This is a genomic window from Siphonobacter sp. BAB-5405 (genome assembly GCF_002872335.1).
Classification (GTDB): domain Bacteria; phylum Bacteroidota; class Bacteroidia; order Cytophagales; family Spirosomataceae; genus Siphonobacter.
The window spans coordinates 84,657-98,107 of record NZ_NJAG01000012.1; the positions used below are offsets into that span (position 1 = coordinate 84,657).

12 protein-coding genes and 1 pseudogene are annotated in these 13,451 nt (G+C 48.8%); 6 read left to right on the plus strand and 7 right to left on the minus strand.

Translation table 11 applies throughout. The annotated features are described in order from the left end of the window. The first annotated feature begins 147 nt into the window (after nucleotides 1-147). Both rseP and BWI97_RS11895 read left to right on the plus strand, forming a co-directional pair. The gene (gene rseP / locus BWI97_RS11890) at nucleotides 148-1,542 is read left to right on the plus strand and encodes an RIP metalloprotease RseP (RefSeq protein WP_102201162.1); all 1,395 of its coding nucleotides are present in this window, start codon (nucleotides 148-150) and stop codon (nucleotides 1,540-1,542) included. Beyond that, entirely contained in the window at nucleotides 1,543-2,064 is a 522-nt protein-coding gene (locus BWI97_RS11895) for a DUF6702 family protein (protein ID WP_102201163.1), read from the plus strand. 100 nt (nucleotides 2,065-2,164) lie between these two features. Here BWI97_RS11895 and BWI97_RS11900 read toward each other — a convergent pair whose 3' ends face one another. Further along, nucleotides 2,165-3,655 carry a S41 family peptidase gene (locus BWI97_RS11900; RefSeq protein ID WP_158242742.1) on the minus strand — a complete coding sequence of 497 codons (1,491 nt, stop codon included), beginning with the start codon at nucleotides 3,653-3,655 and terminating at the stop codon, nucleotides 2,165-2,167. A 215-nt stretch (nucleotides 3,656-3,870) separates the two neighbouring features. Here BWI97_RS11900 and BWI97_RS11905 point away from each other — a divergent pair, with 215 nt between their 5' ends. After that, nucleotides 3,871-4,347 (plus strand): hypothetical protein, encoded by a 477-nt coding sequence (locus BWI97_RS11905; protein ID WP_094808468.1) that lies wholly within the window; start codon nucleotides 3,871-3,873, stop codon nucleotides 4,345-4,347. Between the two features lie 2 nt (nucleotides 4,348-4,349). Here the strand turns inward: BWI97_RS11905 and BWI97_RS11910 are convergent, their stop codons facing one another. After that, complete coding sequence (locus BWI97_RS11910) at nucleotides 4,350-5,666, minus strand: DUF4876 domain-containing protein (protein ID WP_102201164.1); 1,317 nt, start codon at nucleotides 5,664-5,666, stop codon at nucleotides 4,350-4,352. Between the two features lie 208 nt (nucleotides 5,667-5,874). Here BWI97_RS11910 and BWI97_RS11915 point away from each other — a divergent pair, with 208 nt between their 5' ends. Both BWI97_RS11915 and BWI97_RS11920 read left to right on the plus strand, forming a co-directional pair. After that, nucleotides 5,875-6,306, plus strand: coding sequence for a peptidylprolyl isomerase (locus BWI97_RS11915; RefSeq protein ID WP_094808492.1), 432 nt, complete (start codon nucleotides 5,875-5,877; stop codon nucleotides 6,304-6,306). Between the two features lie 111 nt (nucleotides 6,307-6,417). Beyond that, on the plus strand, nucleotides 6,418-6,816 hold the full coding sequence (locus BWI97_RS11920) for a response regulator (RefSeq protein ID WP_102201165.1): 399 nt from the start codon (nucleotides 6,418-6,420) through the stop codon (nucleotides 6,814-6,816). On the opposite strand, the gene BWI97_RS11925 is transcribed toward BWI97_RS11920, so the two are convergent. The 5 genes and pseudogenes from BWI97_RS11925 to BWI97_RS11945 form a co-directional block, all read right to left on the minus strand. Continuing rightward, nucleotides 6,758-7,168, minus strand: a complete 411-nt coding sequence (locus BWI97_RS11925; RefSeq protein ID WP_094808493.1) for a DUF4260 domain-containing protein — start codon at nucleotides 7,166-7,168, stop codon at nucleotides 6,758-6,760. The genes BWI97_RS11920 and BWI97_RS11925 overlap by 59 nt on opposite strands. Nucleotides 7,169-7,206: 38 nt before the next feature. Then, entirely contained in the window at nucleotides 7,207-7,914 is a 708-nt protein-coding gene (locus BWI97_RS11930) for an ABC transporter ATP-binding protein (protein WP_094808472.1), read from the minus strand. A gap of 101 nt (nucleotides 7,915-8,015) precedes the next feature. Beyond that, nucleotides 8,016-9,026, minus strand: a pseudogene (locus BWI97_RS11935) (glycosyltransferase); the annotation flags it as partial. A 75-nt stretch (nucleotides 9,027-9,101) separates the two neighbouring features. Beyond that, a complete protein-coding gene (locus BWI97_RS11940; protein WP_102201166.1) occupies nucleotides 9,102-9,974 on the minus strand; it encodes an alpha-1,2-fucosyltransferase in 873 nt (290 codons plus the stop codon). A 282-nt stretch (nucleotides 9,975-10,256) separates the two neighbouring features. Continuing rightward, entirely contained in the window at nucleotides 10,257-12,698 is a 2,442-nt protein-coding gene (locus tag BWI97_RS11945) for a tetratricopeptide repeat protein (RefSeq protein ID WP_146010923.1), read from the minus strand. A 219-nt stretch (nucleotides 12,699-12,917) separates the two neighbouring features. Here BWI97_RS11945 and BWI97_RS11950 point away from each other — a divergent pair, with 219 nt between their 5' ends. After that, nucleotides 12,918-13,412, plus strand: coding sequence for a hypothetical protein (locus tag BWI97_RS11950; RefSeq protein WP_141217319.1), 495 nt, complete (start codon nucleotides 12,918-12,920; stop codon nucleotides 13,410-13,412). The last annotated feature ends 39 nt before the right edge of the window (nucleotides 13,413-13,451 follow it).

The window sequence follows — 13,451 nt, forward strand, 5'->3', positions numbered from 1 at the left end:
TGGTCTGTTTTCAATTTGTTTAAGATAGTAGTAGTTTTTTTTACCTACCCTTCCTATCCTGACCGAAAGCATAGACGATTATGGAGCTGTGAATCGTTCCATGAGAGAACCGCAAACCTGAACACTAAAAACTGAAAACTAAATCGAATGAGTGGATGGATTATGGCCGGGCAGTTATTGCTGGGCCTTTCGATACTGGTAGGTTTACACGAGTTTGGTCACTTCTTCTTTGCCAAACTTTTCAAAATCCGCGTCAACAAGTTTTATATCTTTTTTGATTTCCTTTTCCCCCTGCCTAACGTTGCCAACTTCGCCCTTTGGAAGAAGAAAATTGGGGATACCGAATATGGTATTGGCTGGTTCCCCTTAGGAGGTTACGTTCAGATTGACGGGATGGTGGATGAAACGCAGGAAGCCAATCAGTTGGCTTCTGAACCCCAGCCCTGGGAATTCCGCTCCAAACCCGCCTGGCAACGTCTCTTGGTCATGTTGGGAGGAATCATTGTCAACGTCATCACGGGAATTATCATTTTCTCATCCCTCTCGTATCAGAACGGATACAATTACATTCCCGTGTCCGAGGTAAACAAGAACGGGATTGTAGCGGGCGAACTGGCTCAGGAAATCGGGCTACGTACGGGGGATAAAATTGTGAAGGTAAACGGTCAGCCGATTGAAGACTTCCGTCAGGATGTAGTTGGTCAGGTTCTGCTTGAATCCAACAGCAATTACACCGTCGAACGGGATGGCAAAGAGCTGGTCATTCCCATCCGGAACGATTTGGCGGGTCTGCTGGCTCGGGATAATAACCCCGAACGTTTCATCAGCACCTTCGCCACTCTGGGCGAAGTGGTAAAAGTAGCCGAACCGGAAAAACCGGGTTTGTTTGCCAAGATTCTAGGCGAGAAAAAGCAGAACCTACCAGCCTACGAAGCGGGTATGAAGGAAGGCGACAAAGTGGTTAGTATTAATGGTAAGCCCCTGACATATTACCACGAATTTTCTCAAACGGTAGCGGCGAATAAAGGCAAAGTTATCGACGTGGTGGTTGATCGGAAAGGTAAGATGCTGACGCTTAAACCCCGCGTAACTCCCGAAGGTAAACTGATGGTTTTCCTGAACCGGACGCCCTTACAGACGCCAGCTCACGTGGATTATAATTTCGGTCAGGCTGTAGCAGCGGGTACGTACGATGCTTTCGACGTAGTGGCGAAAAACGTAAAAGGTTTTGGTAAGATTTTTAAAGGTGAAGTAGCCGCCAGCGATGCCATTAGCGGCCCCGTAGGAATCAGTAAATTATACGGTGATATCTGGGACTGGAACCACTTCTGGACGGTAACGGGTCTGCTTTCGATGGCTTTGGCCTTCATGAATGCCCTGCCGATTCCGGCCCTCGACGGTGGTCACGTTATTTTCCTGCTTTATGAAATGATTTTCCGCCGGGCTCCTTCGGAAAAATTCCTCGAACGGGCTCAGCAAATTGGTACCATTTTATTGCTAGGTCTGATGGTATTTGCGATTGGTAATGACTTGTTTAAGTAAATGATGAAGTGTCTAAACCTGCGGCCCTGGCTGAGTGTAGTACTGATCTTGGTTTGTGTACCGTTGTTTTCTGCCTTTCACCGGAATAAACATGATTTCCACAACAGCCTGACCGAAATGCGTTATGATGTTCGGAACAAGGTATTTGAAGTAGAAATCAAGCTGTTTACCGATGATCTGGAAACGGCCTTGAATAAAGGTCGGTCGGGAGCTAAAATCCGTATTCAGGACAAGGATCAGAACGATCGGCTGGTTGAGGCGTACATCCGTAAGCACTACAAGTTTTTAAACGCGGCGGGTCAGGCGAAAGCTTATCAGTACGTCGGAAAACAGAATGAAGTCGATGCCACCTGGATTTTTGTGGAAATGCCCTTTACGGAGACCATTAAAGGCTGCAAACTTCAGCAATCGGCTCTAACGGATATTTTTGATGATCAGCAAAACATTGTAAATCTGACCTTTGGCTCCGAAAAAAAGTATTTCCTTTTTAATGAGAAAATACCGACTCGTGTAATCGAATAAAAAACGTTTCTTAGCTACCAAACAAAGCCGGCAGAGGGGTATACCACTCCGTGCGTTTGTTTGGTAGCTATTCGTTTCACTACTACGCAACTCAACATCTTTACTCCTTCACCAGCCGTCCCCCTCGCAGCAACTCATACACTTTCTCCATATCCGGATCCTGATTGGCCAGGAAGTCGATCGCAGTAAAAGTGATCGGGTGATCGGGGATCACCCCATGCCCTTCGTTCGGATCAGTTACAGCCGTTAAGGCTTTGAACAGCGGAAACCGGATGCGTAGATGGCTTTGCGGTAATGTCAGATAGGGAATAGTCCAGGCCGTACAGCCATTACGACCTCCGCCCGTCTCCCGACCAATGATGACGGCCCGCTTCCAGAACTGTAAATTGGCCGCTGTAATGGAAGACGCCGAGAACGATCCTCCATTCGTCAGAATGTATACATCGCCGCGGTATCCATACCTGCGAATCGGCTTTTGCGTACGCGTGGCATGACGAATAATCCGGCGACCGTCGGGCAGCCTTTTAGCCACCACTTTCATCATAACGGTACGGGCCAGTCGCTCGTTAGTATAGCGGTTATAGGTAGAGGAATGTGGTAAGCTCTCTACCGACTGATACGCCTGAAAGGGCTGGTCCATCACATACCGCATCAGCAGGTTACTTGCCGCTACGCGACCACCCCCGTTGTTGCGTAAGTCCAGCACCAGGTGTTGAACATGGTTGCGTTCAATTTGCCGGAACAATCGACGAAACAACCGCCGATAATTATTAATACTGAAGGTATTCAAATCCAGAATAGCAACGCTGGAATCCCGTGAAGAAATTGACAGCCGGGCGTGTCGATTGCCGTATAATTTCATCGGAGCAGGAACGCTGGCAGGCCGAACCTGTCCCGTAACGGGCCGAACGGACGGAATCACGACCCCTTTGGCCTTCTCTTCTTTTCTCCAGTGAACGTGATACGTCTTTTCCTGCTTCAGCGAATCGAGCACGGTTACCTCGTAGTTTTCTTTTTCGCCGTACCAGTATCGGTAATACATCGGGAAATTATTCAGGATCGTCGTGTTCTTGAAGGTTTGATTATAGCCGTCCGAAATCACCAGACTACGTAAGGTATGGTACACTTCGCCGGCGGGACGACCATCTATTTTTACGACTTCCTGTCCTTTCCAAAGCTCCGGCTGATTACTGAAATTGGACGAGACGAAAATCCGGTCGGTCATTTCAAACACACTCAACGGAAAATCCTTGGGCGTATGGCGTTTTCGCCAACGCTCAAAACTTCTCGATCCCCGCACGTTGGTGTGGCCGCAGTGAATCAACTCAACCAGAGGGTCAAGCTGACGTCTGAATTCAACTTCCGTCATGGGTCGATTCAGGTTTTGAGCCGTCGCGTCGAAAGCCGAATCGAGCTTTGCTTTCGGAGTATACCAGTACAAGCCCGGATGCCCAGCCTCCAGGCTGGCTCGCATGATTTGAAAATCTTTTTGTAATTGTTGCGGCTGATACGTACGCTGGGGCGAATACGATCGCGGAGAACAGGCTGACAGGCCTATTCCAATCAGCAACAAACCAATCAGACTTTTCATAGATAGCCGGAATACAGTTTTACGCATCAATAGATTAACAGCAATGGCGTACCTTTTTTCGGAGAATAGTAAAGTCATTTCAGAAAAATCCTTGCTCCTGTAGCCTGATTGTCAGCTACTCATGCGGAGTAAAAATACAAATTCTTAACACGTTTGGAACCGATTAATTCCAAACGGTCTTAATTTTATATAAACGAAATCAACCCCAAAAAGGTATGGCGACGGCTAATCTTACTCTGATTGCAGCCCTGCGAAGAACGGCACGGAATCTGGACGGCGGTAAACCCTACATGTGGGGTCATATGGGAGCCTGTAATTGCGGCAATCTGGCTCAGGAGCTAACGCAGCTCACCAAAGCCGATATTCATGCGTATGCCCTGCAGGGCCGTGGCGACTGGCGGGAACAAGTGGAAGAGTTTTGCCCCACGAGCGGTCTACCCATGGATTTGCTCATTGCTGATCTTTTGCAATACGGGCTTACCACAACTGATTTACAACATCTGGAACGACTTTCAGATCCAAAAGTCAAGAACCGGATTCCGCTGGAACGCCGGAACCAAATGCGGCATAATGTTCGGGAAGATGTGATGCTCTATCTGCAAACCTGGGCTTTTGTTCTGGAAGAAGAGTTACTGGAAGCCCTGCCCCTGCCCGACTTTGAGCATACGCCTGAGCTTTCGCTTGCGATATAGCTTTACTGAAAACTCCGGGGCTGAGCCACGTCAAAATGACCAAAGTCACTTTTAGAATTTTGTGAGTTCATAAGAACCCGCCGCAAGCCAATCGTTTTGCTGGTTCGACGAATGAGTGACTGCGAAGAGTACGCTCCTTTCGGTACATACTGACCCGTAGCATCGATGGTGGGGGGTAGTTTTTTGGGATACACAAGCGTACTGCCCTGCTGCAAATCCACACCATCGAGTATATACTGATTCGGAATCTGTACCTGAAGCGTGGTGCTGCTATTTACGATACGTACGTTCGGTGTGGGTACTTTGGGCCATTGTGAAACGTTGGCTCTGGTTCGGAACAGGACGATTGCGTCGGTTCCGCCCGGGTTCATTTCCCAGGCAAGATGGGCACAGTAAATTACCTGCAGGTTGGGTACGGCGATATTATCTACATCCGTCGTTCGCCGGTTTACTACTACTTCGAAATTAGCGGTGCTCAAATCAACCGTCAATTCGGGTCTTTTGGTGACCAGTTTCCTGCCATCTGTCGTGGTATAACCTATTTTATGATTCTGGGCGTTTTGAGCAATAACGATACTTTCGCCCGGTCGGACGCGGTACTGGGTGCCCGTACCCGGAATCATAACCACGGTATGAGCGTAGCTATACTCGGTATTGGCCGTTGCTTTCGAGGATTCCGGAATATTCAGTGATTTACTCCAGTCGTACTGGCCCGTTGCGGCAACCAGGTATTCGTCAGGTATGGTTTTCGAATGCACGCCACTCAGAAACCCAATGCACAGGCTATCGGCGTACAGATCGGCGTTGGAATTGTTGTATAACTCCACAAACTGATCGCGAATGCCGGCTCCGTTCAGCGTATCCGACCCCGCGTAATAAACCTGCTTAATCAGCCAGCCCCCCTGCGGATTTACTTTTAACATTAGGGTAGCCTGCTGTGGTCCGGCCAGACTAAAGTCCTGATTTATCAGCGAATCCATCAGGATCACGTCTTCATCTACGGGAATACCCGTATGAGCCCGGTATTCATCCATTTGAATCAGACGGCGGGCTTTTACCTGGTAGGTGCCTCCCACCATCTCCTCAAAACGGACGATTCCTTCGGCATTGGCGATAGCCCGCCAGGGTCCTTTGCCACTGCGGTCTTCCAGGATGACTTCGGTACCCAGGGGTGAAAGTCCCGCGTTTTTCAACGTCGGCTCCAGTTCTATCTTGATTTGAATCGTGGTTACATCCAGAGCCGGATCCAGTTCCAGGCGGCAGGAAACCAGTCCAATCCAAAGCACGAATAAGCTATACCAGAAATAAATACCTTTCATGACGGGTCTAATAGAGCACACCTAATGGCTTCAAAAGTACACAGAAAAGGCCGGAATGAAAATTTAGGCTACCTTTGCCCGGGTTTTCCACACCACCCGGAGTGGTCTATCTTTTTTAGGATTGTTATAGCTCCTATACGTAGTCTGAAAGGCGTACTGAAGTGTCCATTTCAGACTTTATTTTTTTCATCGTTTAAAAAACTTGTCTATCATGCAAGCTAAATCGGGCGACAAAGTTCGCGTTCATTACACAGGAAAATTAACCAGTGGAGTCGTTTTTGATTCATCTGCTGGACGGGAACCGCTGGAATTCACGCTGGGTAGCGGAATGGTTATCGCCGGTTTCGATTCAGGTATTACAGGGATGCAGGTGGGGGAAAAGAAAACGGTTCACATTCCGGTAGCAGAAGCGTACGGCCCGTCAGATGAAAATCTGGTTTTCGAATTTAATCGCAGTGATTTACCTAAAGATATTCCTTTCGAAGTAGGTATGCAGCTCAATATGCACGCTGATGGCGAAGGTCAGGTTGTACCCGTAACGGTGACGAGCGTATCGGAAGACAAAATTTCCGTAGATGCCAATCATCCACTGGCTGGACAGGATCTGGTTTTTGAAATTGAACTGGTTAGCGTCGACTAATTAGATAAAAAAAACCGCAGGTTACGTATAATCGTAGCCCGCGGTTTTTCACACCGAACTTTCCGTCTTTTTTTGTAGTTTAGGGCATACCATTTATTACCCAAAAACTATATGAAACAGCGTGTGTACCTGGTTGATGATGACGAAGATGACCGGTTTTTTGCCGAACAGGGTCTGAGTGAAAACGCCGATTGTGAAATCAACTTTTTTACGAATGGTGAAGAACTGATTCATCATTTACAACGCCTGTCTGATTGGCAGTTTCCTACCCTTATTTTTCTGGATTTAAACATGCCCCGCATGAACGGTTTTGAAACCCTTCAGGTACTCAAAACCAACCCGCAGTGGGGTGAAATTCCCGTCATTATCCTGACTACTTCCAGCAGTACGCGTGAAAGAGAGAAAGTCCTGGCTTTGGGAGCGATGGGTTTTCTTACCAAACCGAGTGATTTTAATCGTCTGACCGAAGTTCTGGCTTCGCTGAGTCCCTGCTGGCGTGATGAGGTTTAGCTCCGCCGGGCAGCCAGCCCAGATGGGTATGCCTGAAATCGTCCGTATACTTTAGTCCGTAGCCCAGCATCCGATCCATACAGGAATGAGCAAAGAGGATCAAGCCGGCCAGTTCCACAGTGGATTGCTGCTCATACCAGCCTAACGTCAGTACTGCCAGTGCCAACCCTTTATGATGACCTAAGTTGTAAGTGAAAGCTCCTATTCTGGTCGAAATTGCGTACCCTAGCATCGAAAGATCTGGTATCAACAGCACTGCCGGAAATACCCACCAGGCAAATTCCATCTGGCTGAAGACAAGAATGGAAATCAAAAATTGGATGACTTCCTCGGAACGTAACCAGTTTTTCATCATTCAGACGTTTATAGAGTTCAAGCGAAGACAATCCTTTACAGCAACTTGGGCTTACGTACGTCTTCATTCACCAGATCACTCTCAATGACGCCATCGCGAAGCCGGATGATGCGGTGCGAATACTGAGCAATGTCCTCTTCGTGCGTTACCATGACAATCGTGTTGCCTTTGGAGTACAACTGGTCGAACAAATCCATGATTTCGTAACTGGTTTTCGTATCCAGGTTTCCGGTAGGTTCATCGGCCAGTAGAATGGAAGGATCATTGACCAAGGCCCGAGCTACCGCTACGCGTTGTCGCTGTCCACCTGAAAGCTCATTCGGGCGGTGATGAGCCCGGTTTTCCAACCCTACGCCTTTCAGCGTCAACATGGCTTTTTCGATGCGATCCGCTTTGGAGTATCCCGCATAAATCAAGGGCAGAGCCACGTTTTCGAGGGCTGTTTGCCGGGGCAGCAGGTTGAACGTCTGAAAAACAAAGCCGATTTCCTTATTCCGAATTTCGGCCAATTCGTTTTCACCCATGCGACTCACATCCTGCCCATTCAGAATATACGAACCCGAAGTAGGCGTATCCAGACATCCCACGATGTTCATCAGCGTACTCTTGCCCGAACCCGACGGCCCCATAAACGCCACGTATTCGCCCTTTTCAATGGCAATGGTAATTTCCTTGAGAGCTTCCACTACTTCGGTGCCCATTACGTAGCGTTTGCGGATTTGTCTGGTTTCGATGATGTTCATGGGACATGTACAGGCTTACGCCAGTGACCGATATACGGCCAGCGTCTGATCAATGCAATCCCGTAGCTGGAAACGTTTCAATCGTTCTGTTCCGCGAGCTACAAGCTGTTTTTTCAATTCGGTATCCATCAGCGTCGTTTCCAAGGTATGAATCAGATCTTCAAGATCGGTCGCTTTAAAGTATACGGCAGCGTCAGCGGCTACTTCGCGGAAGCACTCCGTATCGCTAAGTAGCATCGGGCAACCGGCTTTAAATGCTTCCAGAATCGGCAGTCCGAAGCCTTCGTATAGCGATGGATACACAAATAACTGCGAATTCTGGTACAAAAATTTAATTCTTGATCAGTGGCATTTATGTGTCGTACGCGGTCGCTTAGGCCTAATCGCTGGATCAGCTCGCGTTCGGCCACCTGAATGGGACCGCCCCCCGTAAGAATTAAATGCAGATCCGGCATACGCGAAGCTATTTCCCTGAATGCATTGAAAAACAGATAGAAGTTTTTATAGCCACTCCGGTCACCCACGAACAATACGTATGACTCCGGCAGGTTCGGCAGGACCTGTACCTCAAGCGGCTGGTCAATTTCGATCCCGTGGTAAATGACCTGTACTTTAGCCGGATCGACGGGAAACAGTTCGAGCAGATCCTTTTTCGTGGTTTCGGAAATCGCAATGATTTTGTCGGCCCGTTCGATATTCAGCCGCTTCTGCTGGGTTAGCGGGTCCTGGGCCCAGAAGTATTCCGGCATCCGCTCGTAGGTCATGTCGTGAATCGTAACAACCAGCGGCTTCTTCAAATAGGGCAGAAAATAAGGATCGTAGTAGGTAGGATGAAAAACATCAAACGCGTTTTTCTTCAGTAATTGCTTGCAATAGTATTGATTGAGCTGATAATCGTAACTGGGCTTTTTGCTAAATAGACGGTCGTACAATGAGCCTTTTATGGGTAGGGGTTCCTGATGCAGGTAATGGTTTTTGGTATGCAAAACGCCGAGCTGATACTGCATATCAGCCGTGTGCCGGATGCCTTCCAGAATGGTAGCGAAGTAGCGACTTATGCCCCCGTATTTCTGCGTAGTAAATTTCTGATGATCAATAAATAAGGTGGACATACGGGTTCCTGGCGGAGAAAGTAAGCGATTACATAAGGAGGCGTACCAATGCCTGCGTTTGCTGAACGGAGGCGTTTATACTTTAATCCAACTAACTGGTACCAGATCTTTGGTATCCCAGGTAGGCTGGTTTTTATACCAGCGGGCTGGAGCAATGACCTGCTTAGCCGGATTAGGATTTAACCAGGCTCCCCACCAACTAAATGAACTGTTGGCAATGATGTGGTGCCGGCAGCGACTCATCAGTACCAAATCAGCCACATCGGCATTTGGGCCGGTATTACGCACAAACACAGCCGTTTCGGGCAGATTCAGGTTTTCGCGAACCCAATCCGGTTCATCGCTGAATACGTAAAATTGTGGATTCGCCACATACTGATTCAACTGAGCTAAAGCCCGCTGATAATAGCCCAATCCCAGAAAACCAAAGGTTTGACTGAACTCCGGGTGATGTACGTAATCACCCCGTCGAACGTGTACAGAAACCGGGGCAGCCGCGGTTTTGATCTGCTGTTCATATCCTTCAAACTCCGGACTCGGTACCGTCTGGAGCGTTAAATCCTGCCGGATCACCGCTGCACTCTCCGCAAAGTATCGTTCGGACTGCCAGAAGCCATCGAGCGTAATACAGGCACCCCGGGTTTGTGGTACCGTAGGGTCAAAATGGAAATGTGGTTCTTTCAGAAAACGGAACAGGGGTGGCAGGCTCCGGTTTGGCAATAACTTCGTCGCCTTTGAGACATACAGCAAGGGAGAATCCTGCAACAAGTGGAGCGGAACCGAAAAATGGTTCAGCTTGAACTTGCGGGGTGTATCCGTAGCATATTCCTGCATGAAATAGCTCAGATCCAGGTACAGGCGAGCCTGGTTTTTCAAAGCCAGATGCCGGGCTACAGCGTATTGAAAAAGCTGATTTCCAAGTCCACTGGTAATCCTACTTATGATCATTTACAACGGTTTTTACGTGGCGGAGTAATACCGGATTTCCGAGTTAAGGGAATGAACAACGGTTAATTTTCTGTAAAATACGTGTACCAGCCGTAGTTATAAAATAAACGGTACTCAAAGGGCAAAATAATGTTACGGTACCGACGCTTCAGATACGAATACTTGGACGAAACGGGGCTTCGAAATTAAAAAATAAGCCCCGCTTGTCATACGGGGCTGTTTACCTTGAATCTGCACTTTATTTCAGCAAAAAGTAGCTATACGCTGACAGCCATCGCTTGCTTACTGAAAATCATTCCGCCGTTTTTCTATCAAAGCCAGCTTTTGTTGATACGTAGGTAAGAACTGTCCGTAAGCCGCGGGATTGTTTTCCTGAAGAATACGTAGCTTATCGGCCGCATAGTTGGTCAGTCCCATATCCAGACACTGGATGATGTAAAGCTGTACAATCTCGGGAGAATCTTCCCGGTAACGCAGAGCATTGAACAACGCATTGTACGCCTGTTGGGGCTGATTTCTACGGTTTGCTTCAGCCGTGAATCGTTGTAATACTTTCACGTTTAACGGATTTCGCAGCAATTCTCCCGAACCGTCGCCCGTCCAGCTTTTTGGAGCTTCCTGTTCGAGCGAAATTTCCCGGTTCAGGAACGCCGCCAGTGGTTTTCGCCAACGATCGCCGCTGGCTGCCGTATCAGCCATGGCTCGGGCCGAAAGCAAGTCAAGTCCCTGCAATTTATTGCCGTGGTAATACGCAAGCAGGGCACTCAAATACTGCAAATCGTCCGCATACGAGACGTTGTCTTCTTTCTGAATGAAGGTTTGTAGGGCAGCCTCCGTTACGAAGGGCATTTTCTCGGCTTTGAGCTGAGCCAGCGACGCATTGGAAAGTAGGGCGAATTCGGCCAGGGTTAGTACGGAATCACGGCTTACGGAAAGTGAGGGCTCCGTCGTTTTTTCCGTAATCAAGGCTAGAGCCGACTGGTTGACCTGCACCGGCACATACGCCGAAGCCCGTTGCTCCGCCAAGGTTTCGGCGGCTTTCCAGTCTCCTTTTCGCAAGTACAGAGCCATCAGGTTCGTGGTGGGTACGCCCGACTGATTGGTTAAATCAATCGCTTTTTCGTAGTAGTAACGAGCCGAATCCAGGCCATTGGCTTTGGCGTGCAGATACGCCAGATTTGACAGGAGTTCACCCGTACTGGGAAACCGTTGCTGGGCTTCACGAGCGGTAAAAAAAGCATCAAAAGCCAAATCTTCATTCATCAAACTCCGCGTCAGACCCGCGTAGGCATAAGGCGAGGGCTGCTTGGCCAGAGCCTGCCGGAAAAACCGGGCCGCTGACGCAAAATCGCCTTGTATCCAGGCCAGTGAAGCCAATCCGTAATTGGATTTATGATTCTGGAATTCGAAGGTTACGCCCTGCTGGTAAAAGGTTTCGGCCAGGCGATAATCCTGCCGGGCTGTTGCCAAATCGCCCTGGGTGTTGTAATAACCCGCTACGGCCTGCTGAATGGGGAAAAAATGGTTGTTGTATAACAGAAGAATGGTTAGAATAACGGATAATCCACGGACGTGAAAACGATTGAAATACGCCGGTTTGAACAACACCCGATATACTGGCTTTCCATCCCGCATGAGCGTTCCGAAATTGAAAAACACGTAAAAGAAGAACAAGACACCACCCGTCAGGTGCGTATAGCTGATCGCATCCTCCAGGGCTTCAATGGCCGGATCATTGGCGGTACTGTTTACGTACGCCAGTACGGAGAAGCTGACGGCGGCCAGTCCCAGGTACAGCAGCGACCCCTGCGGGGCATAGGGCCAGGAAGCGGCCTCCTGATCATCGCGTTTCTTTTGTCCCCAGATGCCCAGAATCGCTGAAATCCCAAAGACTACGAATGGACTCACGTACAACAGATTCCAGTCGATCATTTTCGTATTGTGCAGCTGCGTCAGAACTAGGTTTCCCAGATAAAAAAGGCATAGAAAAGCAAAGTTAGGCAGGCTATTCCGACCCGACTGACTCGTCGCTAACCAGACCAGACCAATCATAATTTCGAAAGAGATCCAGAAGGAAAACGCCACTACCAGCACCATTCCGGCGGGATAGCCAAAGGCCAGCAGATCAGCCGGGGTAGCTTTTCCTAGGGTACAGAATAGAGTCAGTATGAGCCCACTCAATACGGCAAAGGCTACAACCCGTACGGTCAAACTGGCGTAGGTACGAAAGGCATGAAAATAGAAACTCAGGCCCACTAAAGGTGCTACGACCAGCATGGTAACCAGACGATCCGTTCGGCCCCAAACGGCATCCAGTTGCAGCGTACTCAGGAGGATGATCAACACCGTGGTAGCTCCGAAATACCACAACCGTGGCAAAGCCGTACTGGCGGCCAAGGCCAGTATACAGCCCAGCAGGGCCAAGCCCAGACAAATCCAGTCGTTTACGGGATGCAATACCGACATGGGCGAAGCCACAAACTGTTCGGTCAGGGCGTAGGCCGTGGCCGGAATCTGAAAGGACGAGCCTCCGGCCTGAAACTGATCAAAGACAAAGGGCATCTCGCCTAGTTCGCTCAATACGTCCCAGTGAATAACCGAATCAACGCCCTGAAAGGCAAAGAAAGCCCATCCGAGCAGAGCTGCGATGAAGATGAAAAGACTTACATAAAATAGCCTCTGGTACGACCGGGGCCAGGCACGCCAAAAAGTAGTTGCTTGCATAGCAAGGTAAAGTTCCGGAGCTTCCGGTGGGTAATTATGAATAAATGAGATGAAATTAAAACGATACAAAGAACGTTTCTATTGACTATAGGCCCTCCGGATCGCGAACTTTGTTTTTCAATTTCCTCCTCCATTTGTATGTTTTCATCCCAATCAGTGTTAAAGCTCTTCAGTTCCAGTGGTTTTCTTCTCGTACTGCTCTGTTTCTTTTTCAACTTCATGACGATCAGTTGCAATGATGAACCCGTGGCTACCATTTCGGGCTGGACGCTGGTGAAAGGAGGAAAGCCGGACCCCGTTATTCCCAAATGGACGGAAGGGCTGAGCAATGCCGATATTGAAGAGTTTGGTCAGAACGGAAATGCTGCTCTGACGCAGTCCCGCCGTGTTCCGATGCAACCCGCCGCGGCCGCGGTCATCCTCTGTTGTGCTTTAGGATTAGGCGTTTCCTGGGCTCCCAAACGCATGGCTCCGCTGGGCAGCCTGCTTCTGTCAGGACTTAGTCTGGTTGCTTTAGGAATTCTCCACTACCACCTCTCCGATTTTGATACCATTCTTGATACCGCCTCAGCCGATCTGAATCCTCTCAATAAGGAAGACTTGCAATTCATCCGTCTTTTTACCATCCACTGGGGCTGGGCCTACTGGCTGGCCGTGACTTTATTGGCGTTGATCTTCGGAAACAACCTGTATCATTTGTTGCGAAAACGCTAAGTGCCCTGCACCTTTGTTGTTTATTGTTTTATTTGTGTA